Raw genomic sequence first — 24,056 nt, forward strand, 5'->3', positions numbered from 1 at the left:
GTGATCAGAGAATCACTCTACTTTACAACGTATTCTTTCCAGCGGCTTAAAACAGTCGGGCTTAATTGCGTATAACAAACGGTTCCCTCTGTTGCCGTCTCTTTACGCAATATCTGTGCTTCGCGACCCAAATCAAATATTTTATATTCTTCGGCACGTGGGAAGTAGAGTTGAACATCGGTTTGCATTTCACTCACCGTTGTTGCCATAAGTTTTTTCAATTGCTCCATGCCTTGTCCGGTCAGAGCGCTGACGAAAACTCGCGGATAGTGTTTCACTCTAAATTGACGTTCTAAAGGTGCGACATCGCACTTGTTATAAACGTGGATGATCTTTTTGTCGGACCAGTTGAATTCTTTAATCAAAGCTTCAACGACTTCCACTTGTCTTTCCATATTCGGAGACGACAAGTCGATCACATGCAAAAGAACATCGGCTTCTGAAGACTCTTCAAGTGTTGCTTTAAAGGCTTCAATCAATTGAGTTGGAAGCTTGCGAATAAATCCCACCGTATCTGTGACGACAGCGGGAGGCCCATCTGGCAAAAAGATCTTGCGAGTTGTAGGATCCAAAGTTGCAAAGACTTGGTTCTTCGCCATAACTTGCGCGCCCGTTAAACGATTGAGGATGGAGCTCTTTCCAGAGTTGGTATAACCAATCAATGCAAAGGAAGGAATCTCGTGGCGTTTTCTTGATTGTCTGTGTTGCGCACGATTCTTGCGAACGCCGTCCAACTTTTTCTTAATTAAAGCAACTCTTTCGCGAATGCGACGACGGTCGTTCTCTAGGGCGGTTTCACCGGGACCTCTGGTTCCGATACCACCACCTTGACGAGAAAGAGATTCCAACCAGGCACCGACCATGCGAGGCATTTGATCTAGCAATTGTGCAAGTTCTACTTGAAGTTTTCCTTCGAAGGTTTGCGCTCTTTGCGCGAAGATATCCAGGATCAACTGATTGCGATCAATCACGCGAACCTTCACGATTTGCGCTAAGTTCCTTTGCTGAACCCCTGAAAGCTGGTGATCCATCACGACGATGTTGGCGCCACTGTCGCGGACCATCTCGGCGACTTCTTCAACTTTACCAGTCCCGATCAAAGTAGCGGGATTCCATTGCGGTAAAACTTGAATTAAAGAACCAACCACTTCGCCTCCGGCGGCGGAGACAAGTTCTTCCAGTTCGAGCAAATTTTCTTTGATTTCGCTAAGGGGCTCGGATTTTAATCCGACACCGATGACAATGGCTCTGTCTTGGGCAGTGACGTGGGCTTGATTAGTCAATGAGATCAACCCTCCCTTATAGACTTAAGGTTAGCACGATCAGCACGGTGGTCAAAGTTAAATTTTCGTTGAGAAAAGGGATATGAGTCCGCCCGCCAAAATCAGAAGGGCTGTGGGAGTTTTCGTTTTCCAGATCAAAGCAAGAGCCACTAAAAAGAGCGAAATCAGCAGCCAAGAAGAGATTAAATCCCGACCCAAGGTCCAGATAGTGAAGACTAATAACCCCAAAGATCCCGCAATAATTCCATCTAAAATGGAGCGAAATCGGGACGAGGACTGAAGCTTTTTATAGAGCGGAATACTTAAAGCCACAAAGAGGAACGCCGGCAAGAATATTCCCAGAGTCGCGACGACAGCTCCGGGAAATCCATGAAGAACATAACCAATAAAGCTCGCTGTCGTAAACACCGGCCCCGGTGTGAATTGCCCCACGGAAATAGCATCCATCATCTGAGCGTCGGTGATCCATTGGCGTTGTTGGATAAATTCACTCTGCAAAAAACTAAGAAGAACATAGCCGCTGCCAAAAAGGACGGAACCAATTTTAAAGAAGATCCAGAATAAAGATCCCAACTCATGCTTTCGCCACGAAACGAAACGTCCTGAAATAAAGAGCGCAATCAAACCGCTATTGAGGAGAATCACAATTTCAGAAAAACCTTGAGTCTTCATGTAGGCACTGACGCCCAAGATAAAAATCAGAATGGAATTGTGTTTTAGTTCCCAAAAATCCTTCTTAAAAACTTCGCGGAGTTCTTTGATCTGCAAAAGGCTTTTAAAGAATCTCTCTAACGCAAAGACGATCACAGCAAGGACGACGGCTTTTGCCCCTAAGAGAAAATCATGGACTTGCGGAAGGCTTGAGTACTGAGTGTAGAAGTACGCAATAGCGGTTACGATCAGAAAAGCGGGGAGGATAAAGCTGATTCCCGCGAGCCAAAATCCCGCCCAACCAGCTCTTTGATGGCCGATATGAATGGCAAGTTCTGTGGAATTCGGACCTGGAATAATATTTGTGAGAGCAACAAGATCTAAGAATTTTTCACGAGAAAGCCACTTGCGGCGATGGACAAATTCCTCTTCCATCATGGCGATATGAGCTGCGGGACCTCCGAAAGAGGTGGCCCCGAGCTTTAGAAATAACCAAATCAGATTAACCACGAGACTTCAAAACATCCTTGATGAATTGAGCTTCAAGGGCTGTGAACACCACAGAGTTGACGATGCCATCCACGGTCGTCGTTCTTTGTAGAACGTTGGCAGATCTGCGCACACCCATCAAGAAAGGTCCAATCACTTCCACTTTGCCAATTTGTTGGATCAGTTTGTAAGCGATATTAGACGATTCCAAGTTAGGGAATACCAAGACATTGGCTCCGCCTTTAAGTTCAGAGAATGGGAAAAGTCTTTCCATGATCTCTGTATTCACGGCCGTGTCTGCTTGCATGTCTCCATCGGCCATCAAACCCGGGCGCAATTGTTTTACAATCTCTGCCGCACGTTTCATTTTTGCTGGAGTGCCACCCACGCCGCTGAAGTTGGAGTAACTCAACATTGCCACACGTGGCTGGATGCCGAAGTATTCAACGATCTTCGCGGCTTGCAAAGCGATATGCGCGCATTGTTCTGCTGTTGGGTTGAAGTTCACCGTCGTATCTGAAAGAACTAAGAACTTGTCTTCAAGAAGAATGAAGTTCAAACCAGCAGGCACGCCATTTTGGTAGATGCCAATTGTTTGGAGAATCGGACGAACAGCATCTGCGTAATTGATAGATGCGCCCGTCACCATGCCGTCCGCTTCGCCCATATGAACCATCATCGCAGCGAAGTAATTCGGTTCTGCCATGAGGCGCTCGGCTTCACGCAAGTTGATGCCTTTACGTTGACGTAAAGCATAGAGCTTTTCAACGAACGAGTAGTATTTTGGATAGCTCGATGGGTGAATGATAGGCACGTCTTTCAATGTTGGAATATCCAAAGCATTGATTTTTTCTTTAACGCGTTCTGGGTAGCCCAAAAGAATCGGCTGACAGATTTTCTCTTCAACCAAGGTCGCAAGAGCCTTCAGAATTTTCGTGCTTGTTCCCTCTGGGAAAACGATTTTTGGAAGTTCGCCGCCGTTGGCTGCCGCATTTTGATGAACGCGGTTGATCGCTGAACGGATGAAAACTTTTGAAGGTCCCTGAAGAGCTTCCAAAGTGTCACGATAAGAATCCCAGTCTTCGATCATTTTTGTCGCAACACCTGAATCCATCGCAGCTTTAGCAACAGCTGGAGCCACCCACATCAATACACGTGTATCGAAGGGTTTAGGAATCAAATACTCGCGACCGAACTTAAAGCTTTTACCGCCATATGTCGCAGAAACTTTTTCTGGAACGTCTTCACGAGCGAGTTTAGCCAAAGCCTGAACCGCTGCCAGTTTCATCTCTTCATTGATTTGTGTTGAACGTGTATCTAAAGCTCCACGGAAAATAGACGGGAAGCCAAGAACGTTGTTTACTTGGTTTGGATAGTCAGAACGGCCTGTCGCAATGATCGCATCCGGACGAGCGGCGCGCGCTTTGTCTGGAGTGATTTCCGGCTCCGGATTCGCCATCGCAAAGATGATAGGGTCTTTCGACATATCTTTCAGCATCTCAGGAGTCAAAGCACCGGCAACCGAAAGACCGACAAAAACATCAGCGCCTTTTAAAGCTTCCGTCAGAGTGCGTGCTTCCGTGTCAGCCGCAAAGTACTCTTTGTACTTGTTCATTCCCGCCGTACGACCTTTATAGATCACACCTTGAGAGTCGCACATGATGATGTTCTCGCGACGAGCACCTAGCGCGATAAAGATTTTCGCGCAAGAGTTTGCAGAAGCTCCGGCACCGTTGACCACGATGCGTATGTTTTCCATTTTGCGATTTGTGATCGCGCAAGCATTCAAAAGAGCCGCGCCAGAAACAATCGCAGTTCCGTGTTGGTCATCATGGAAAACCGGAATTTTCATTTCTTTTTTAAGACGCTCTTCGATTTCAAAACACTCAGGTGCTTTGATGTCTTCAAGATTGATCCCGCCGAATGTAGGTTCCAGAACACGAACCGCATTACAGAAAACGTCGACATCTGTTGCTGCTACTTCGATATCGAAAACGTCGATACCCGCAAATTGTTTAAAGAGAACTCCCTTACCTTCCATCACCGGCTTACCAGCGGCAGGACCGATATTGCCAAGACCTAAAACGGCTGTTCCGTTGGAGATCACCGCAACGAGATTTCCCTTGGCCGTGTAGTCGTAAACTTTAGAAGGATCTTTTGCGATCGCTTTACAAGGAGCGGCCACACCGGGAGAGTATGCAAGAGAAAGATCTTTTTCCGTCGCGCAAGGTTTGGAAGAAATAACTTCGATTTTTCCTGGTTTACCTTGTTGGTGATAGAGCAGAGCTTCTTGATCGAGATTGCTGATGCCGGATTTAGTTTCTGTTTTCGTTTCCAAGGAGGCTCCTTTGCGTTGTGCCTTTTGCTAGCTGTTAAGCAGACCCTCCATAAGAGAATTTTTCGACCCATTTCAAGGGGTTAGTGCAAGGTCTGCGACAAGTGCCATTACTCTACAAGAGGGGGTGCGAAAGGGTCAATGTATCGGGACTTTGGCGCAGTGAGTGAGAGTCTCAAAGTAGAACTCGGTAAAGGTGAAGAGGACTCTCTTTAAACTTCAGCCTGCGAAGCGCGATACTTTCTCAAATCTAGAGTTCTGCCTCTATAAAAGGCATTCTTTTTCAGGATAGATGCGGGTTTGAGGTTGCTGAAGACTAAGACACGCACTGCGTTAGGTCTAGATCCACGCCTATTTCCTACTCTTTATATTTGGTGGAACAACCGAAAAGACATATGATTTTAATGGCTTATACAACTAAGGAGACGTGCATGAAATCACCACGTGATGTGGTTCTCGTTGAAGGTGTTCGTACACCATTCGCAAAAGCAGGAACAAAACTTAAAAAAGTTCATCCCGCTGAATTAGGGAAAACTGCTCTTAAACAACTCATTGCTCAGACAAATTTGGATGTGAACAGTGTTGATGAAGTGATCATCGGGAACACAGGCAATCCTCCTGACGCAGTTAACATCTCTCGCGTTGTTGCTTTGAATGCAGGCATTCCTCTGAAGACTTCTGCGTACACAGTTCACAGAAACTGCGCGTCGGCTTTGGAGTCTATCTCTAACGGCTATGAAAAAATCAAATCAGGAACAATGGATGTGATCATCGCAGGTGGAACAGAGAGTATGTCACAAATGCCGACTCTTCCGCCGAAAAAGTTCCAAGATATTTACAATAATCTTTTTGCGGCAAAAGGTCCGAAGCAAGCGTTGCCTTTGTTGTGGCAGCTTTTCAAAGCGGACATGAATCAGATCAAAGCTCTTCTTCAAGGCAATATGAAGAATGAGTACTTCCCGCAAATTTCCGTGATGTTGGGGCTGACAGATCCATTTGTCGGCATCAATATGGGACAAACAGCAGAGATTTTGGCAAAAGAGTGGGGACTCACTCGTGAGATGCAAGATAAGTTTGCTCTTCGTTCGCACATCCTGGCTTCCAAAGCGATGAAAGAAGGTCGCATGAAGGAAGAGTCAACTCCAGTGTATCTTTCTCCGGAATATAAAGAAGTTGTCGCTGATGATATTGGTCCTCGTGATACACAAACGATGGAAGCATTGGCAAAACTTAAACCTTTCTTTGATAAAGCAACAGGCTCTATCACAGCAGGGAACTCGTGCCCAATTACTGATGGGGCTGCGATGGTGCTTTTGATGTCTCGTGAAAAGGCGGATTCACTGGGTTACAAACCTCTCGCAAGAATTCGTTCATATGGATTTGCGGGGCTTGAACCTGAGCGCATGGGACTTGGTCCTGCGTACTCTTCGCCATTGGCTTTGAAACGTGCCGGTCTTTCTATGAAAGAGATGGGACTTGTGGAGTTGAATGAAGCATTCGCCGCGCAAGTCATGGCCTGCCAAAAAGCCATGGACTCTGACAAATTTGCTCAAGAGAAATTGGGTATGTCTGCAAAAGTCGGCGAGATCCGTGATGACATCTTGAACGTCAACGGTGGTGCGATTGCCCTAGGGCATCCAGTGGGTGCTACGGGAACACGTATTGTTCTTACGTTGGCTAAAGAAATGAAACGCAGAAACGTTCAGTTCGGTCTCTCCACGCTATGTATTGGTGGCGGTCAAGGCGGATCAATGGTTCTTGAGAACGAGGGATAAAAGAAGCCCTCGTTGCCGCAGCCACTGAGTGGAGCTTAGCTCCTTCCTCACTGGCTCGGACAGTCCTCGCGGACGCGGTCCCTTTGGGACACCTGCTGCTGTGGAACTCGCCATTGAGAAAGGAGCTAAGCTCCACTCAGTGGCTGCGGAAGAGGGTTCCTTTTCTTCTTCCTAAGAATGTGTTGGGTGCGTTTGGTTGTAGTGGTTCGTTTTTTGTTTTTTGCAACTTAGGAGTTTTCATAAATGTCTATTCAAGAAAGTATTAAAATTGTTCCTCAGGGTGAGATCGCTGTTGTTGAGTTTGATCTTGTTGGGGAGAAGGTAAATAAGTTTTCGACTCCAGTGATGATGAGACTTCAGGAAGTTCTGGGTGAGCTTAAGAAGTCCTCTTATAAAGCTGTGATTTTTAAATCTAATAAACCGAAAATCTTCATTGCGGGTGCAGACATTGAAGAGATTAAAGGTATGACGACCAAAGAGCAGTTCGATGCGGCTGTAAAGGGTGGTCAGGATATTATGAATGCCGTTGAAGATCTTCCTATGCCGACGATTGCTGCGATTAATGGCGCGTGCATGGGGGGTGGTTGTGAGTTCATTTTGGCTTGTGATTACCGTATTGCTTCTGAAGATTCTTCGACAAAGATTGGTCTTCCGGAAATTCAATTGGGTATCTTGCCGGGTTTTGGTGGAACTCAACGTATGCCTCGTGCGATTGGTTTGCAGGCGGCTTTGGATATCATCCTTGCTGGTAAATCAGTGAATTCTAAAAAAGCTTTGAAGATCGGCCTTGTTGACAAAATGGTTCACCCGAATCTTCTGGATGATCAAGCTGTGAAATGGGCGAAAGAGATCATTGCTTCTGGTGGAAGAAAACGTCGTAAGAAGTTTGAAGCCCACGGCGCTGTTAACAAAGTTCTTGAAAGTGCTTTGGGTCGCGGCATTGTTTTCAAAAAAGCCCGTGAAGGCGTGATGAAGGCGACAAAGGGTCACTATCCAGCACCATTGAAGGCATTGGATGTGATTCAAAAAACTTACGGCATGTCTGATCGGGATGCGGGAATGCGCATTGAACGTGAAGGCTTCTGTGAGTTGGGTGTTACGGATATTTCTAAAAACTTGATCCACGTTTTCTATCTTACTGAGATGGTGAAAAAACAAAATGGTGTTCCTGGTGTTGATGTAAAACCCAAAGAAGTCAAAGCTCTTGGTATTTTGGGCGCTGGAACCATGGGCGGCGGTATTGCTTATGTCGCTGCTGATAAAGGCATCCAAGTGCGTATGAAGGACTTAAATCCCGAAGCTTTGGGTAAAGGTTTAAAACACGCTAGCGACCTTTGGATGAAGCTTGTAAAGCGTAAATCCATCGACAAATACCAGTTCCAACAAAAGATGGATGCCGTTTCTGTAACAACGGACTATTCAGGTTTTAAAAATTTGGATGTGGTTGTTGAAGCTATCGTTGAAGACATGGGTATTAAGCAAAAAGTCATCGGGGAGTGTGCAGGTCAAATGCGCCCTGACGCGATTATTGCGACGAATACAAGTTCATTGTCAGTGACGGAGATGTCTAAAGGTCATCCTCGTCCAGAATATTTTGCGGGAATGCACTTCTTCAATCCCGTGAACAAAATGCCTCTTGTTGAAGTTATTCGTGGCGAGAAAACATCGGACGAGACGATTTCAACAATCTACGAACTTTCTAAAAAAATGGGCAAAATGCCGGTTGTTGTGAAAGACGGACCGGGTTTCTTGGTGAATCGTTTGTTGATGCCATACATGGCAGAAGCGGCATTCTTGATGCAAGAAGGAATGAGCATTGAAGTTGTCGACAAAGCTTACGTCAAAGAATTCGGTATGCCAATGGGACCGTTTGAGTTGATGGACGAAGTCGGTCTTGATGTGTGCTTGAAGGTTCTAAAGATCTTTAAGAAAGCTTTCGGAGAGCGCATTGAAGTGGCGGCTTGTATGGAAGCTCTTGAGAAATCAGGACGCTTGGGTCGTAAGAATGGCAAAGGTTTCTATCACTATTCTGAAGACGGCAAGCGTGGCGATGTAGATCAATCTATCTATGCAGCTCTTGGTTTGGGACAACCGACAAATCCGTACGATACAAAAGAGTGCATTGAGCGCGGCGTGTTTGCGATGGTGAACGAAGTGTCTTTGGCTTTGATCGAAGATCGAATCGTAGAAACACCTCACGAAGTGGATTTGGCGATGATCATGGGAACAGGTTTTCCGCCGTTCCGCGGTGGTTTAATGAAATACACAGACTCTGTGGGCACACAATACGTGGCAGACCAATTGGCAATGTATGCTTCCAGCCGCAAAGCGACTCGTTTGAAACCCGCTGTACCACTCACAAATATGGCGAAATCAAACAGCAAGTTTTACAAATAATTGAATTTTTTAAAGTGAATATTAAAAAGCCCACTTAAAAAGTGGGCTTTTTTGTTTCCGTTTTGTGAACAGCGTAAATCAAAAGCGCCGCAGCAGAACTCCTCTCAAATGGCTTTTTAATATCGTTCATCTATAATGACTCCAAGGCTCAAACTTGGAGTTACTTATGATAAAAAATTGGATCGTTCTTGTCGTTTTATCACTTACTATGATTTCTTGCGCGTCTCTCACTAAACAAGGTCAAGAGGCACTTGAAGAGGGGAAATACGAAAAAGCCCTTTCTTTGTTTGAAAGAGCTTATCAGAATGATTCTAATGATCCAGACGCCAAAGAGGGTTTGCGCAAAGCTCAACAAATGTGGTTAGAGCGTAAGCTGATTGATGTTCGTTTACTTCGCTTGGGAAGCAACTTCGGCGATAGCGAGTCACTCCTGCTCAATATTATTCAGAATGAAAATAAATGGCAGGTGTTCCCAACGGGAGCTGCGTTTGCGACACAAACGGAAGAAATGAAGCTTTTTGCAGAACGTGTGGGAAAAAGAATCGATGAGTATTTGCAGAAAGCCAATCCTCTGGCGGCTCAATACGAATTTAATCGGAATAATTTTATCTTAGAAAAGGCCCTCGCACAGAATACCGCTACGATCAAGAACGATATTTACGTGCGCGGCAAACAGTTCTGCCAAACAATGCAAAAGTCTCTTAAGGCCGACGAATACTATACAGGGCAATGGCTGCAAAAAACTTGTTTGGTTTGGAAAGTTCCGGTGAAACTTCCTAAGCTTAAAAACTCTGTAGCCCTTTTCCGCGATGTGAAAGTGAAAACCACAGTTGAAGGAATGAATCCAGAGCTTGATGGAATCCTCAATGAAAATGTGAAAAAGGCCTTTATGCAATCCAAATGGCATGATGCCGAGGGGAAAGTGACTTTGGATTTGAATGTCGAAGGCAAGTTTACCTCAGAACAATTTGAAACAGATGTGCAAAGAGCTAAAACGTATTACGTGCAAATTCCTTACAAAGAAACATCAAAGCGAATCAAAGAACCTAAGAACGATTCGAGTGTCTTAAGTTTGGTAGGGTTGTTATTGGGATCTTCATCCAATGAAGAAGTTCACGATAATGGTGATGGAACAGAGACGGTGATCACGACAAAGTATCGCTCCGAAGAACGCATTCACAGGTACACCGCCGTCGAGATGAAAGCATTAAAAACGCTTCGTGGAAAATTGCAAGCAGGTCTTGATAAGCAAGGTTTTTTGATGGATCTCAACGAACGTTATTCTTTCCTAGAAGATCGTCATTCCGAAAACTTTCCTGATGTGGGTTTGAAACCTACGAAACCGGTCTTTGTGACGGATGCCCAGTGGTTGCAAACAATGAGTCAGGGACTTGTCAGCGATCTAACAAGAAAATTGCAAAGCAGTTGGATGGATCGCTTTTGTGCACCAGAGCCGAATCGGGAATCTTTAAGTGAAAGAGAAGATGCCTATCGTTGCGGCTATCAAGTAAATGTCATGGCACCGGAAAAGCTTCGCCAGTTTTATCTTAAAACTTGGCAAATCAAATATGAAGACTGGTTGGACTTGATAGGCGGTGCTTAAAGGAAAAGGTACGACTTACTTTTGGTAGCGCTCATGCGTTAGACGCGCATCCGTTACCAAAAGTAAGTCCGTACCTTTTCTCAGTACCTTTTCTGAGCTATTTCAATTTCAACTGGATTTTGCAAGTACCGTAGGCTTGATTGATGATTGTGTAGTAACCACTTTCAAAGAATCCTAGACCTGAATACATGCGAATGCGGCGTTGGTTAGGAAGTGTGATCTCTCCCATGCCTTCGCAAGGTCCGTCAGTGACTGCAAAGTCCACGCGTCTTCCTTCAGGAATTCTTAAATTTACGTTCATTGCCATTCCTTGCATGATGATTTTCTCGCAACCGTTATAAAGTTCCTGAAGAGAGCACTCGCCATCATAAGGACCTTTTGGGGCTTGCTTTGTAAGAACATCCACAGCACTGCGCGCTTGAAGGCTTAGCATATTATCAGGAACATCTGATTGAGAGCCAGCCATTGCTGCTGTTGTTGAACCAAGAACCGCTGTCAAAAGAACTAGAGACATGATTTGCTTTTTCATAAAAACTCCTTTGAATGATTTTGCCGACATCAGCGTCAGCGTTTCGCAGAGTTAATAAAGCAACCACGGTGCCATGTTTTTCAGGGGTAAAAATACCTTAAAATCGATTTGAAAAGGCCCTTGCCGAGATGTCGGCAGAGAGTCCTGCCGGGGTTCCGGCAGGTGCGGGAATAGCGGCAGGCATGAATAGATTAAAGCTTAAAACGATTCAAATTTAGATGCGTGGGAATGGTCTTGCCAAAGATCTCACCCACAAGGGTTCGAGCCCCATTAAAGCTTAATCCCATACCGTGGCCAGAGCAGCCTGCCATGATGTGCACATTCTTATTATGAGGCAGATGCCCCAACATCATCTGGCCATCCGGAGAGAACCCCATAATGCCAGACCATTGGTAGGCGATCTTTGCCTGGGGGCCGTATTTGAAGTGGCTCTTCACAAAGTCATAAAGAGCATTCTGAATCAGTGAAGTGGTTTCGTCAGCGTAAGTGTTTTCGACTTCCACTGCTAGATTTCTAAAGCCACCAATCAACAAATGCCCCGTGGGAAGCTGTCTAAAATAACAAAGATGTTTTGTGAGGTAGCAAGGGCCTTTGACGAAATCAGGCAACGGTTCTGTCACTAGAATTTGCCCACGCCCAGGCTTCACAAGTTTTTCAAAATCTTTCATCACCAGTGGCAGATAGGCATTCAAAGTTAAAACAACTTTGGCAGATTCAAAGACACCTTTGTCTGTGCGCAGGTATTCAACCCCATTTTTAGACTCTAAAGAAAAGACTTCAGTGCCCTCATGGAAATCCACATTTAATTTTCCACGCAGACGCTCTAAAAGCTTAATAGGGTGAACATAGCCGTCCCCGGTATATTGAATGCCGCCTTCAAAGCCTGTGACTCCATAGTCGCTTTCCATTTCGCGAGGACCGACCTCATGAACGTCAATTCCAGCGGACTGCATGACTTTGGCGATGTTCTTGTATTTTTCCCAATGTGCAGAGCTGGGTGCGACGGTACAAGAACCTGTATGACGAAAATCGACTTCAGAAGATTTATCCTCAATCACATGCTCTAAAAGAAGTTTGCGATTGTCCTCAGAGAACTTCCAAATCTCAACGGCTTTTTCTAAACCAAACTGCTCATTTAATTTAATAAAATGCTCTGTGGACCCGCAAGTCACAAAGCCTGCGTTTCTGCCAGAAGCTCCGAAGCCCACGCGATGTTTTTCGATGATAGCGATCTTTAAAGAAGGATCTTCTTTTTGCAGCCAGTAAGCTGTGGAAAGCCCAGCAATTCCACCACCGACGATAATCACATCATACTTTTTGTTCGAAGAAGATTTAGAAGTCGCTTGGTCGAGCCAGTAGGAGATACTCATTTTTGATCCTTACAGATACTTGATCATTTCTTCGGCGGTACAACGACAAGGGTTGCCATCGCGAATGCATTCATAGTCGATGTCCACCCAGTATTCTGGATGAGTCGTTACACTTTGAAAGCCAAATTTAGTGAGATAGCGAATCGAAGAATTATTCGGAGACTCTTTCCACGCGTGAGTCACGATGGCCAAAGTTCCTAATTTTTTAAAACACTCAATAGCCGCATCAGAGAGTTGGGGACCCCAGCCTTGTCCTTGGGCATCAGGAGCTAAGAACAGACTTTGAAAATAGCCTACTTTTTCTAAAGGCACGTTCCATAAATCCGGCCGCAGCTTAGACCCTTTGCCTTTACTCCAAGCGCCGGGCGGGTACGCCAAACGAAAGCCATGAATTCCGTTTTCATCATCAACTAAAACAAAAGAGCACATCACGCCATCAATAAGAGACTTTTGATAACACTGCTGAAGTTCTTCAAGGCTGAAATAATTCAGACCAATCGTGCGATCGGTAAAAGTTTTCACTTGAGGTAAGTCAGTTGTTTCTAGGGGACGGATATGCATGGCACCATAAACTCATATTCACAAAAAGGGGTCAAGAGTAAGACTATATCGGCATCTCGTCATAACCTGCTCCACGGCCCACACTTAAGGAAAACTTACGGTGAGATTCATTCCAGCGGGCGTGGATATCAATAGGATGGCAGCAGACTTCGCAGTCCCAAATAAATTCCTGATCTTCTCCGTCTTCAAGGTGGATTTCTATGCCGAATTTTTCCCGACAGAAGGGACATTGAACTTTGTATTCCATAAGGCCTTCTTTGTAACTTGGACCTCCTTTAATTTTCAGGGAGGAGGTCCATTTTCAAAAGGCTGATTGTCGAAATACAGGTTCTTTTCTAGACGTCTTTTCCAAGAGCGCGAGTAAGGAACTTATGGCTCAGGAAGAAAAGAATCGCTGGGATCAGACTTAAGCCTGCCAGCAATAAGAAGAACTCCTCTTTGGAAATCTTCTCATAATAGCTTCCGATATGACCGGCGATATAGTTTCCGAAGAAGGTCGCCAGGAACCACACTCCCATCATCATCGAAACGATTTTAGCAGGGGATACCTTTGTCACCAATGAAAGACCAATCGGAGAAATATAAAGCTCAGCCATTGTGAGCAAGAAGGTCGAACCCAAGAGCCACAAAACATTGCCTTTGCCTGTTCCGACTGCTTGAGCTGCCAAATACATCACAACAAGTGCAATCGCACCCAAAACGCAACCGAGAGCCATCTTAGTCACAGTGCCGGGAGCTTTATTACTACGTGCTCTCCAGGCCCAATAACGATCTAGAAGTGGCGCAAAGAAAACGATCACAAGGGGATTGAAGGATTGATACCACGTCGAAGGAATTTCAAATCCAAAGAAGTTCCAGTCCGTGCTTTGATCCGACCACAATTGCAAAGTATTTCCCTGTTGTTCGTAAACACCCCAGAAGAAAATCGTCACCATGCAAAGGAAAGTCAGAGCAATCGTGCGAGTCCATTCCTCTTTCGTCAGAGGTTTGTGAGCACCAGCCTCAACTTCTTGGATGCTCTTTTTGCGTTCTGTTTCTGGAAGATGTTTTCCGCCGAAGTGATAGATTACCAAAGATAAAAGCATTCCGACACCGGCTGCGCCGAAGCCCCAGTGCCATCCGACTTTTTGTCCCAACGTTCCGCAAATAAGCGGAGACAAGATCGCACCCAAGTTGATACCCATGTAGAACAACGTGTAAGCACCGTCGCGACGAGGATCGTTTTCTGCGTAAAGACCGCCCACTTGAGTTGAGATGTTTGGTTTAAAGAAACCATTTCCCAAGATCAGGAATAACAACGCCGGGAAGAACATGCTCTCAATGGCCATCAAGAAGTGTCCGATAGCCATCAAAACTCCGCCGATATAGACGGCACGTCTTTGTCCGATAAAACGATCGGCAATAAGACCCCCAAAGAACGGTGTGAAGTACACAAAGCCCGTATAGAGCCCGTAGATCTGGGAAGACAGCGCTTGGTGTGAGAGTTCCCCATAGAACGACTCTAAGATCCCTTTGATCGTCGCATATCCAAGAACTTCTTTACCCGCATCGGCCTGTTGGAAGAGGTGCTGGATCATGTAAAGAACGAGCAAAACCCTCATCCCGTAATACGAGAATCTTTCCCACATCTCCGTGAGGAAAAGGGTGAAAAGAGGGCGAGGGTGGCCAAAGAATGTCTTATCTGCATTGTGAGCCGTTTGAGCCATGGGTCTCCTGTAAAGATTATGAACATTTCATACTTTTTTTCAGACGCCTTTTGATCTTGGCAATTCTTTGGCATAAATGTCACCTGAAAAAAGTTTTTAGGGGGCTTCGTAATGACGTTAAATAAGTACTTCATTGTCACCATCGCCGTTTTATCATCTTGGATTCTTTCTGCCTGCACCGTAAAAGAAGAACGCATCGTTGAAAAACAAGCTCCACCTGATATGCGGGAGTCTTTCTCTGAGCCACAAACTATAAAAACAAATTCCGTAGCTTCTCCTTGTGATCAAGCTTCTTGCATCACTATCCAGAAAGCCGCTCTGGGGAAGATTTTCCTGTTGATTGCCTCCGGGAAAACAGCGGGTTCCACACCGCAATGGTACGATCTTAAACCCCTTGTTGTGAGCTTTGAAAAATCGGGCTCTAAGATGGCTTTGCTTGCTGAAAACTACAACAGCATTTATGAAGAGATTCGCACGGTGAACCTTGTGCAAACGTTCAATGTGATTTCTGAAGACGATAAATCCATCACGTTCGACTGGGGACAGGGTCTTAAGAGTTTTGTCCTTCAAAGTTCTTATGATGTGGACGGCGCTCGTGGAAATAATAACGATCTGACAGAGAGTTCTTTCAAGTCACTTCCGGTGATTGATTCTTTTATCCGCAATATCAAATTTGATGAAAAGAATATTGAGTTGGAACAGATCTCGAAGATTCGTTCTGATGCGGTGAGATCAGGTTCAAATAAGAGCGCAAGTCTTGAACCTCGTGAAGAAACTCTGGCGATGAATATTCAAATCCGCTCTTACAACTTGTCTGCGGATTTTAAAAAGAAAGAATACGATAAGTCTCGTCGTGTGGGGTTCTTTGTTACGAAAATTTCTAAAAAGGGCTATAGCCAAGACGTTTCAAATCTAATTACAAAATGGGATTTGTCTCCTTCAAAAGGTCCTATCGTTGTGCGTATTTCTTCGGCGGTTCCAGCGGATTATGTTGAAGCAGTTAAAGAAGGCGCCTTCTATTGGAATAAAGTTTTTGGTCGTGACGTTGTCACCGTTAAAACAGGTGTCGATCCTCAAGCCGGACCTGAAGATCGCAGTATTTTTATTCGTTGGATTCCTTGGTTGGATTCGGGTGCTGCCTATGCCATCGGTCAATCAGACCCATTAACAGGTGAAGTTTTGCGTGCCCAAGTGTTTATGCCTTCTGTGTTTACACGCGTGGGTTCCGCGGATCTTGTGAATTTGAATGGTAACATCCCAGTTGCTCAAGGAGCTATTGCCTGTGATCTTACACAAAGTTTGATGGATCTAAATAAGATGGCTCGTGAAGCCAGTGATTCTCAACGTCTGCGTTTGGCGCAAGACAGTGTGCGTGCGACCGTGGCCCATGAGTTGGGTCATGCTTTGGGGCTTCGCCATAATTTTGCGGGATCTTTCTCTGCCAAAGTTTCTACTAAAGAAATTTATGAATCCGCAAAAACATACTTGAAAGATCTTTCTCATCAAGGTTTGGAAACATCGACAAGCATCATGGACTATGTCAGCGGTATCGACGATGTCTTGATGGCGGGAAGAATCAAATACGCCGCTTTATCTTACGATAAAATGGCGATGGATTGGGCGTATTCTGAAAACGACAGCGCTCTTAATGAAAAGATCTCTTTGTATTGCACGGATGACGATATCGCTCTGGCGACCAGCCAGTCTTTGCAAATCTATGGCTGTGAACGTTTCGATGCTGGTAACAATCCTCTTTTAAGAAAATACTTAGATGCCAAAGGTGAAAAGGAAAACTTCACAAAAGTTCTTTTCGCTTCGATCTTAGGTCGTTTGTATCCAGGAGATCAACCGGCAGTCGTTGCGGATTTAGATACCGTCTTGCAAGACACCCAAAAATGGGGCCGTGCGAATTTTGATTCTTTGAAATTCGTTGGCCAAGCCGTGATGGATACAACTAAGAACAACTCTGCAAGTCCTAACTTTGCTTCTATTGAGAACGTGAAGTCAGGCCAAGTGATGTATTCAAAAATGGGAATGGATGAGGCCCTAACCAAAGAGCGCGCGCGTTCTTTGGCGGAAGCGGGTGGTTATGCGGCTCTTCTTAATGATCTTTGGAGAAACGCTGATGGCGCCATTGCTGTGAATTGGTTGAGTCAGCAAATCGAAGATTTAAAAAACAGTTCTTATATTGCTAAAGGTAAAACTTTGGCGGGACGTGAATACGAATTGACTCCAGAGCAACAAGAGAAAATCTTGAAGTTCTATCAAGGTCTTTTGGCGGGAAATCGTAAGATCCTCTCTGCCGGAGTCGCGACTTTGCTGCCAAAGTTTGACGAGCCTGAACAAGATTCTAGCGGTCTCACATCTTCGGTCACAGCACTTTTGCCTCGCAATTTATTAACAGATAATGATTCTGTGTCGTTGGCGAATCTCTATGTCGATTTAGCAAATGCCAATGAAGGAGAGCAAACTGTTAAAGTCGGTCCGGGTCTTACTAAAGAACTCAAAGTCTTAAAATCTTATCTTACGGCGGAAGAGAAAGCGAAGTGGATGAAACTTCTTTCTTCGAAGGGACTTCGTTTTGATATGGATTTGAAGAGAGCCCTTATCCGTAGATCTCAGTATGAAAAACTCAATGCCTTCCTTAAAGAGATTGATGCGACTTTGGATTTAAGCACTGTGAAAAAGCCGGGGGATCTTGCTTCGCAATTGTTGCAACAAGGTCTTGTTGATTCAGCGGCTTCTGCGTGGCTGAACTCCGAGATCAATGTGCTTCTTGCACTTGATAAGGTGTTGTAAAAGCTTTGAACACCTGATTCCCCAAATGGTCTTCTCTATGAAACCCGTCTCACACCGAGACGGGTTTTTTATTGCCTTGCCGATATATTCGTTTTGGCGTGCCAAAGGTTGGTCCACCTCTTGCCTCTATAGATGGCATGGAGGCTTTTATGACTAAATCTTTCTTTAACAAATCAATGATGGGAGTTCTTGTAGTTCTGGCTCTATCCCTGTCGGCATGTGCCAAGAAAGATAGCAGCGCAGTGCGAGTTGCAGGTCGCGGAGCTTCAACAGGTGTTACTCAAGGCGGAACAACGACACCGAATACTTGCAGCAACACGAACATGAGTTGGGGTAAGATCTACGACCCGAGTTCTTCTCCTCAATTCGAAGCGCAAGTAAAAGGTTTTGTCTCTGCGACATTGGATCCTCAAAGTTTGGGTACAATCAGCGGTAATATTAATGACAAGACGGGGATCGACTTTAGCGGTTCATTCCAGTTTGATGCTCAAGGCCGTTTGATCCCTGCCTCTTCAACAGTTGTGATTAAGATCTTCGACTCTTTTGTAGGTCAGGTTTATAACGGACAAACAGTTGTTCCCTATGTAGTTGAGTTTTCACAAGCTAGCGAAGGCATTATCGACCGTACTACGCGTCAAATCCAAGTTAAGTTTAAAGACAGCTACGGTGAGATCGTGTTCCAAGGTCAGTATGATAACAATACAGTTCAAGGAACTGTTCACTATCAAAACTACACAGCCGTTTCGGGATACCAACCTTCCGGTGGTACACTCGGTGCGTTCCGCGCCTACACATGTGCTTTGATCAAATAAGCGCTGCGTCTTGATTCACCCCCTATCGAGTTTGAAGATAGGGGATGCCTCAACGTTTCATCTTTGACTCTTCTATTTTAAATTCTGTTGTTGGGGGGCATTCGGCCATCGAAATCCCCAAACTCAACATCCATTCATTAGAGGCTGCCAGTGCGTTCATCTTAAGCTACGGCTTTGATGTCACACGGGAAAGCGATCTAGAAAAGCTTTGGTACTATCATCGTCGTGCTTTGGTTTTGATGTTGGAAAAACTGGGTTTTGAAGACTCTGAACTTCCGGAAGTTTTTCGCGACCGCAAGCATCTTACGGATATTCGTCAGCTTCTTATTTATGCAAGCTCTCAAAATCCCGACGACAAAGAATTGCAGCGCTGGGCCTGTGCGATCTTGCGTTGCATGCACGTCTTCGTTCACGCTGAGAACGACTTATTCAGTTCTTTTTCAGAAGAGATTCAATCTCAGATTCTGACGCCTTTTCAAGATTGCACACGTCATGATGGGTCTTCTCATCGCACGTTTTTGCAAGGGACGAACACTGACTTTGAACCGATTGAGCTTTTAGGTTTTGAAGTAAAACCATTTAAGACGTCCTCAAGTACAGTGATTAAGCTTTTAGCGAAGCCGGATGCCTTAGCAATGAAGATCTTTGATAAGTTGGGTGTCCGCTTTATCACGCGTAATCTGTTTGACACATTTCAAGTCGTGCGCTTTCTTATTCGCGAAAACGTCATCAGCTTTCCGCACATCATGCCGGATCAGAGTTCTAACAATCTGTATCCGGTTAACTTGTTCATGGAAGTCTGTGATGATTTAGCTCATCGTTTGGATACTCTCGATGAGAAAAGCATCCAGGCGGCCTTTGATCAAAAGATGGCGGAGCAAGGAGAGAACGTAAAGTTCTTGCGCAAGGAAAACTTTTTCTCGGGCGAGGACTATCGTTTTATTAAATTTATCTCGCGCAAGTTGATTCACGTAAAACCTTTGGGAGGAAAAGAGGAGTTTAGTTTCTTCTATCCTTTTGAAGTGCAAATTATGGATCAGTCGGCTCATCAGAAAATTTTGTCAGGGCCTTCTGAACATCAGGCATACAAGGAAAGACAAAGAATGGCGGCGCGCAAGCGCCTGTTCCCTGAGTAGAGTTAAAATATGTTTTGGAAATTGCTTTCGTACCCACGTTCTTTACTAGCCCTGATTTGGTTTCCGATTCACACCATGTTGTGTGCAGGGGCTTTGATTATTGTGAATCTCACGATGAACAACCGTCCACTGGAAGATCGCATTGTTGAGTTTTGGACTCGCAATGCCTGCCGCATGTTTGGTGTGAAAGTTGAAGTGAAAGGTCTTGAAAATCGCCCTCAGGGAGGGTTTCTTTACGTGTTCAATCACACAAGCTTCTTTGATATTTTTGCGATGAACGGTTGGTTGGGAAGTTTCCGTTTCGGAGCTAAAATTGAACTCTTTAAGATTCCTGTTTTTGGACCCGCCATGCGTCGTGCAGGGATTTTGCCGATTGCCCGCGATCGTCGTGAAGAGGTTTTTAAAGTTTACCAGGCCGCTGAAGCGCGCATTAAAGCCGGGGAGCGCTTTGCTCTGGCTCCCGAGGGCACTCGTCAGAATAGCGAGCGTTTAGGCTCTTTTAAATCAGGTCCCTTCATCTTTGCCATCAATGCCAAGGCCCCGATCGTTCCTGTGATTGTTAAAGGAGCTGCGGCGATTTTGCCAAAAGGTCATACGATTCCCAATTGGGGTGTGTGGAGCCGAACGGTTACGTTGCAAGTCTTGCCGCCCGTTGATCCTCTCCAATATACTATTCAAGAAAGACCTCAGCTTCAGGAGAAGGTTCGTAAGATCATGGAGCCTTATTTCCAAGAGGACAGTACACAATAGTTTTTTAAGGAGTGCCTATGACGACATTTAAAGAGTTTTGGCCTTTTTATTTGCAAGAGCACTCCAATCCTTTAAATCGCCGTTTGCATTTTGTCGGAACATTCTTTGTTCATGTGGTTTTGCTTTATGCTTTAATCACGCAGCAGTGGATGATGCTTTGGTTGTTGCCTGTGATCGGTTATGGCTTTGCGTGGGTCGGGCATTTTATTATCGAGAAAAATAGACCGGCGACTTTCAAGCATCCCCTTTGGTCATTGCGAGGAGATTTCAAAATGTTTTACGCCATGTGTGCTGGGAAGCTTTGGAAGTAAAGTATCTCATCTTGTGAACATTCTCATTCTGAGATGATTCTGATTTGTTTTACGGATGGAATCGAACACTACTTATAAAATCATGAGTGAAAATCTGTAATACGCGAACGTTATTTTGCCGAAAAGTATTGGGTACGAAGTAGGAAGTAAATGATGTCGAACGTTCGCGGAATTATCATCATAGCTCTGGCCTTTGCGCTAGCGGGTTGCTCTCTTGAGGCAGCCATTGATCCTTCGTCTTTGATCGGTCTTACCCCGACACTTCCTTCCAGTAAAATTTCTAGTTTTGATGGTCTGGCTTTAGGGAGGACCTTTAAGGGATATGAGCCCTATGGAATCTTCCATCTTGAAAAAGGATCTGACGGTAAACTTTTGGCAATGACAATGCCTCTAGGGGACTCCCTGGGAGGATCCGATCGAGGGATTTTGCGTATTGATCCTGTTCTGGGAACTCTTGAACAAAAGGGCTCTGTGAGTGCTTTGCAGTATATCTTATCGCCTGGCAGTCGATCCATGGGACAGGATGGTCGATTTTATTTTGCTCAGGAAGGAAAGGTCTATCGTATCAGTTCTGACTTTTCAGTGGTGGAAGAAATCCTTTCGATTTCACAGAACATAGGCACCATAGCGGTGGATTCTTCTTCGTCCGTGTATTTTAATGTTCCTTATGGCGCCCCTTTAAGTGCGCAACGCCTGTACAAGTGGGTGGCGGGAGCTCCGGTTGTCTTTGCAAAGCAAGCCGATGGAGTTTCTGATTATTTATTTTCAGGAACTATCCTGAAAATCCTGATTGATAATGACAATAAGATATATGCTTACGATGTCAGAAACACGGGCAGTGACTACGTGACGACAATGTCGCGTTTTTCATCGTCGGGAGTTTTTGAACAATCGTTCCCTATAGGTTTTGCGGAGTATGGGGGAAGAACTGGCTTCGCCCGAGATCTGAATTGGGATGCAGATCGCAACAATATCATTGCTGTAGGAATACCACAGTCCGTTGCAACATCCATGGTCGCTCCTTATAAGATCGCCATTTATTCAAAGTCGGGTGTTTTACAATCACTCCATACGACAGATGTTTTCTTTGATGGTTTTATGTTTCCTGTGTCTTGCGTTATTGGCAACGAAGTTTTCATCGGAAGTGCTTACGGGGTGTTTGCCTATCATCTTATCAATCACACAACTCGTTGGATTGGTTCTGCGGGAACTGGCAGTGGTGAATTTGCTGGTTTCTTAGGGGATGGACTTAATGGTGCCATGGGCATTGATAGTCATGACAACGTTTACGTAGCCGATACGGCCAATTTCCGCATTCAAAAATTCAACTCTCAGGGAGTTTATCAAAGTAGCATAGCGACGGGATTGAATTATCCTCGCGGTTTAACTATCACCAAAGATGATCGCGTCGTCTATTTAGATAAAGACTCTCAAGTATCGGACAGCAATCATTTGGTAACTTTAAACAGTTCTTTGCAGGTTGCCTCGACCGTGACGAAGCCAGCTTCAGAAAATGATGATGCTTGGTATGATCCAAAACGAATCGCTATCAACTCGCTAGGGCATCGATACGTGGTAGATCTGCGCTCCGTAAGCATTAATGGCAGTCCCTACATATTGCCCGTAAGAATCTTTGATGAGGCGGGGACTTATGTTGGTAAGATCACCCTTCCGGATCTTGGTGGCAGTGACGTCTCAATGGCGACAGATATTGCCATTGATGCCGAAGACTCGGTTTGGATTTCTAAAATGCACAAGATTGAAAAATACGATTCCAACCACAATCTTGTGAAAGTCATCGACGGCTTTGATTATATTGTTAAGTTTGTCTTGGACAAGCGCGGTTACCTTTATGTTGTTGATCTTAATATGACGAATCTCCCGGCAAGCAGTGTGAAGATCTATGATGAAACCGGGGAGTTTGTATCTAAGATTGATAGCGCCACTCCAGGTTTGGGAAATGACCCCCTGAGAGTTCCGGTCAGTGTTGCTGTTGATAGTAAATATCGAATTTATGTTTCTGACAGCACCAATCGAATTCGTCGCTTTACGCCGGTGACGGCGGAGAAATTGTCTAATTAAGAATGCAAGATTGCTAAAATTAGTTCTTAATAACATCCCAATGTAAATCCCCAATCAAACTGCGGAGCTTCACTTGTTTAGCTCCTGTATCGACGTGGATCAGAATGCGTGAGTTAGGCAGCGCTTCGATTTGAGTTAAGCGCATGATCTTGGGATTGCTGTGATAGGCCGATTCAATGGCTTGAGCGATATTGTCCCAGCGGATGAAGGGTTCAAAGCTTTTTCCTTGATTCGTGCTCTTGTAAGAGCCAACAAACCACGTGCCGTTCGGATGAATGCTCACGGGATAGTTTTGTTTTCCGAAAAGGGAAATCTGAGTCCAAGTAAGACCATCTTCGGTGCGATAAACACCTTCTGAAGAAACAAGACCACGAACAGAATTCTTGTTCTCAAAAGCAATCGAGTAGATCTCGCGCTTCATAAGTGAGTCCGTAGAAACAGTCGATTTCGAGGGAGCTTCGATCTCTTCGATCAAAAGATTTTTCTTTTTCCACCAAACTTCGCCGTGGCCGTCAATTTGGCTAATCCCCCAGATGTGGGCTTCGGGTTTTAGAATTTCCACCCGGGCGCGAAGAGGAGGTCCATAAGAGGAATCGGGGCGAATCACAATGCCACGATGAGAGTTCGTTACGAAACCCAAAACTTCTTTCAAAGGAACTGTTTCACCTTTTTGCGTGATGATCACATCGTTGTTGCGATAAAGAACGGCCATCCAACTTTTCTTAGGATGATAAGCAAGGCTTGCGAAATCCGCGCGGGAAACAAAGTGAGTAATATCCGCGTAGCCAATTTGATTTCCGTACTGAAGTTTTAAAAAACTTTTTGTGATCTCTAAAGGAATCACACGACGAAGACGGGGGATCGTTGTCAGCGCTCTAGACGCAACATTGGGATCTTTGCGCAAATAAGTGTCGATGATGTTCGTGTAAATGCCTAAGTCATCGTGACGATTTTGCAGAGCTTGCAAAGGCAGCCAGCCTTCAACCTTGCTGTCTTTCTCTTTCACGCGTACCCAGAAATCCTCAACAACCAAAATTTCCAAAGAAGCTTTTGCAGGAAGGTTTTTAACCGCGGAAGCGTCACTGCGATTCAGGCTCAAAAGGGGAGTTGCGGTTTTAGTCTCTGCAAATCTTGCGACTTGGATGTCGCGCAGAATTTGATCACCTTGCATGACGTATTCTTTTTTGTCCCACGTCGAGCGATAAGCCACTTCGGTTTCAGAGCGAACAAGCTTGTTTTCAAGATTGGTTCGACTCACCTGGCCAGAGGGAAAGAGGCTGTTCTTATTACGGTAAAACGAGACGGCGGAACCGGCGTCGGTGGCTAAAGCAGCCCAAGAACTAGGCACAATGAAAAGCAATGGCAATGACAGAGAAAGTACGGACCGCATTTATCCATTTTGATGGCTTAGGCCCGGTGCTCTCAAGACCAGAACTTTTGACCTCTGGGCTAAAGTTAGGTACTGGT

The 24,056-nt window shown here is 45.0% G+C and carries 18 protein-coding genes; 9 read left to right on the plus strand and 9 right to left on the minus strand.

Annotated features, from left to right (window positions below; translation table 11 throughout):
- Positions 1–17: 17 nt before the first annotated feature.
- The 3 genes from hflX to ACL934_RS09245 are packed head-to-tail and all read right to left on the minus strand — an operon-like array spanning position 18 to position 4,761.
- A complete protein-coding gene (gene hflX / locus ACL934_RS09235) occupies positions 18–1,292 on the minus strand; it encodes a GTPase HflX (RefSeq protein WP_374080195.1) in 1,275 nt (424 codons plus the stop codon).
- 48 nt (positions 1,293–1,340) lie between these two features.
- Positions 1,341–2,444, minus strand: a complete 1,104-nt coding sequence (chrA, locus tag ACL934_RS09240; protein ID WP_413613410.1) for a chromate efflux transporter — start codon at positions 2,442–2,444, stop codon at positions 1,341–1,343.
- Positions 2,437–4,761 carry an NADP-dependent malic enzyme gene (locus ACL934_RS09245; protein ID WP_374080198.1) on the minus strand — a complete coding sequence of 775 codons (2,325 nt, stop codon included), beginning with the start codon at positions 4,759–4,761 and terminating at the stop codon, positions 2,437–2,439. Before ACL934_RS09245 ends, chrA begins: the two co-directional genes overlap by 8 nt.
- Positions 4,762–5,189: 428 nt before the next feature.
- Between ACL934_RS09245 and ACL934_RS09250 the strand changes: the two genes are divergently transcribed.
- The 3 genes from ACL934_RS09250 (at position 5,190) to ACL934_RS09260 (ending at position 10,533) form a co-directional block, all read left to right on the plus strand.
- Complete coding sequence (locus ACL934_RS09250) at positions 5,190–6,533, plus strand: thiolase family protein (protein WP_374080199.1); 1,344 nt, start codon at positions 5,190–5,192, stop codon at positions 6,531–6,533.
- A gap of 243 nt (positions 6,534–6,776) precedes the next feature.
- Entirely contained in the window at positions 6,777–8,930 is a 2,154-nt protein-coding gene (locus ACL934_RS09255; protein WP_374080201.1) for a 3-hydroxyacyl-CoA dehydrogenase NAD-binding domain-containing protein, read from the plus strand.
- Between the two features lie 166 nt (positions 8,931–9,096).
- Positions 9,097–10,533, plus strand: coding sequence for a hypothetical protein (locus ACL934_RS09260; protein WP_413613411.1), 1,437 nt, complete (start codon positions 9,097–9,099; stop codon positions 10,531–10,533).
- Between the two features lie 97 nt (positions 10,534–10,630).
- On the opposite strand, the gene ACL934_RS09265 is transcribed toward ACL934_RS09260, so the two are convergent.
- The 5 genes from ACL934_RS09265 to ACL934_RS09285 form a co-directional block, all read right to left on the minus strand.
- On the minus strand, positions 10,631–11,062 hold the full coding sequence (locus ACL934_RS09265) for a hypothetical protein (RefSeq protein WP_413613412.1): 432 nt from the start codon (positions 11,060–11,062) through the stop codon (positions 10,631–10,633).
- Between the two features lie 191 nt (positions 11,063–11,253).
- The gene (locus tag ACL934_RS09270) at positions 11,254–12,432 is read right to left on the minus strand and encodes an NAD(P)/FAD-dependent oxidoreductase (protein WP_413613413.1); all 1,179 of its coding nucleotides are present in this window, start codon (positions 12,430–12,432) and stop codon (positions 11,254–11,256) included.
- A 9-nt stretch (positions 12,433–12,441) separates the two neighbouring features.
- Complete coding sequence (locus ACL934_RS09275; protein WP_374080207.1) at positions 12,442–12,993, minus strand: GNAT family N-acetyltransferase; 552 nt, start codon at positions 12,991–12,993, stop codon at positions 12,442–12,444.
- 43 nt (positions 12,994–13,036) lie between these two features.
- Positions 13,037–13,240 (minus strand): CPXCG motif-containing cysteine-rich protein, encoded by a 204-nt coding sequence (locus ACL934_RS09280; protein ID WP_374080208.1) that lies wholly within the window; start codon positions 13,238–13,240, stop codon positions 13,037–13,039.
- A gap of 88 nt (positions 13,241–13,328) precedes the next feature.
- A complete protein-coding gene (locus ACL934_RS09285) occupies positions 13,329–14,699 on the minus strand; it encodes a peptide MFS transporter (RefSeq protein WP_413613414.1) in 1,371 nt (456 codons plus the stop codon).
- Positions 14,700–14,810: 111 nt separating this feature from the next.
- Between ACL934_RS09285 and ACL934_RS09290 the strand changes: the two genes are divergently transcribed.
- The 6 genes from ACL934_RS09290 to ACL934_RS09315 all read left to right on the plus strand — a co-directional run bounded on the left by ACL934_RS09290 (position 14,811) and on the right by ACL934_RS09315 (position 22,589).
- Positions 14,811–17,498: a zinc-dependent metalloprotease gene (locus tag ACL934_RS09290; RefSeq protein WP_413613415.1), complete on the plus strand. Its 2,688-nt coding sequence runs from the start codon at positions 14,811–14,813 to the stop codon at positions 17,496–17,498.
- A gap of 149 nt (positions 17,499–17,647) precedes the next feature.
- Positions 17,648–18,310, plus strand: a complete 663-nt coding sequence (locus tag ACL934_RS09295) for a hypothetical protein (RefSeq protein ID WP_413613416.1) — start codon at positions 17,648–17,650, stop codon at positions 18,308–18,310.
- A 44-nt stretch (positions 18,311–18,354) separates the two neighbouring features.
- Complete coding sequence (locus ACL934_RS09300; protein ID WP_413613417.1) at positions 18,355–19,446, plus strand: TIGR04552 family protein; 1,092 nt, start codon at positions 18,355–18,357, stop codon at positions 19,444–19,446.
- Positions 19,447–19,455: 9 nt separating this feature from the next.
- Positions 19,456–20,196, plus strand: coding sequence for a lysophospholipid acyltransferase family protein (locus ACL934_RS09305; RefSeq protein WP_413613418.1), 741 nt, complete (start codon positions 19,456–19,458; stop codon positions 20,194–20,196).
- Positions 20,197–20,213: 17 nt separating this feature from the next.
- Complete coding sequence (locus ACL934_RS09310; protein WP_413613419.1) at positions 20,214–20,507, plus strand: Mpo1-like protein; 294 nt, start codon at positions 20,214–20,216, stop codon at positions 20,505–20,507.
- Between the two features lie 150 nt (positions 20,508–20,657).
- Positions 20,658–22,589 (plus strand): hypothetical protein, encoded by a 1,932-nt coding sequence (locus ACL934_RS09315; protein ID WP_413613420.1) that lies wholly within the window; start codon positions 20,658–20,660, stop codon positions 22,587–22,589.
- Positions 22,590–22,608: 19 nt separating this feature from the next.
- Here the strand turns inward: ACL934_RS09315 and ACL934_RS09320 are convergent, their stop codons facing one another.
- Entirely contained in the window at positions 22,609–23,979 is a 1,371-nt protein-coding gene (locus ACL934_RS09320; RefSeq protein ID WP_413613421.1) for a hypothetical protein, read from the minus strand.
- Positions 23,980–24,056: the final 77 nt, after the last annotated feature.

The organism is Bdellovibrio sp. HCB-110 (genome assembly GCF_047323225.1).
In the GTDB taxonomy this organism is placed as follows: Bacteria; Bdellovibrionota; Bdellovibrionia; order Bdellovibrionales; family Bdellovibrionaceae; genus Bdellovibrio.

Excerpts from the sequence above, each read along its gene's own strand:
- ACL934_RS09250 (WP_374080199.1), top strand. The coding sequence starts at position 5,190 with ATGAAATCACCACGTGATGTGGTTCTCGTTGAAGGTGTTCGTACACCA.
- ACL934_RS09255 (WP_374080201.1), top strand. The coding sequence starts at position 6,777 with ATGTCTATTCAAGAAAGTATTAAAATTGTTCCTCAGGGTGAGATCGCT.
- ACL934_RS09260 (WP_413613411.1), top strand. The coding sequence starts at position 9,097 with ATGATAAAAAATTGGATCGTTCTTGTCGTTTTATCACTTACTATGATT.
- ACL934_RS09265 (WP_413613412.1), bottom strand. The coding sequence starts at position 11,062 with ATGAAAAAGCAAATCATGTCTCTAGTTCTTTTGACAGCGGTTCTTGGT.
- ACL934_RS09270 (WP_413613413.1), bottom strand. The coding sequence starts at position 12,432 with ATGAGTATCTCCTACTGGCTCGACCAAGCGACTTCTAAATCTTCTTCG.
- ACL934_RS09275 (WP_374080207.1), bottom strand. The coding sequence starts at position 12,993 with ATGCATATCCGTCCCCTAGAAACAACTGACTTACCTCAAGTGAAAACT.
- ACL934_RS09280 (WP_374080208.1), bottom strand. The coding sequence starts at position 13,240 with ATGGAATACAAAGTTCAATGTCCCTTCTGTCGGGAAAAATTCGGCATA.
- ACL934_RS09285 (WP_413613414.1), bottom strand. The coding sequence starts at position 14,699 with ATGGCTCAAACGGCTCACAATGCAGATAAGACATTCTTTGGCCACCCT.
- ACL934_RS09290 (WP_413613415.1), top strand. The coding sequence starts at position 14,811 with ATGACGTTAAATAAGTACTTCATTGTCACCATCGCCGTTTTATCATCT.
- ACL934_RS09295 (WP_413613416.1), top strand. The coding sequence starts at position 17,648 with ATGACTAAATCTTTCTTTAACAAATCAATGATGGGAGTTCTTGTAGTT.
- ACL934_RS09300 (WP_413613417.1), top strand. The coding sequence starts at position 18,355 with ATGCCTCAACGTTTCATCTTTGACTCTTCTATTTTAAATTCTGTTGTT.
- ACL934_RS09305 (WP_413613418.1), top strand. The coding sequence starts at position 19,456 with ATGTTTTGGAAATTGCTTTCGTACCCACGTTCTTTACTAGCCCTGATT.
- ACL934_RS09310 (WP_413613419.1), top strand. The coding sequence starts at position 20,214 with ATGACGACATTTAAAGAGTTTTGGCCTTTTTATTTGCAAGAGCACTCC.
- ACL934_RS09315 (WP_413613420.1), top strand. The coding sequence starts at position 20,658 with ATGATGTCGAACGTTCGCGGAATTATCATCATAGCTCTGGCCTTTGCG.
- ACL934_RS09320 (WP_413613421.1), bottom strand. The coding sequence starts at position 23,979 with ATGCGGTCCGTACTTTCTCTGTCATTGCCATTGCTTTTCATTGTGCCT.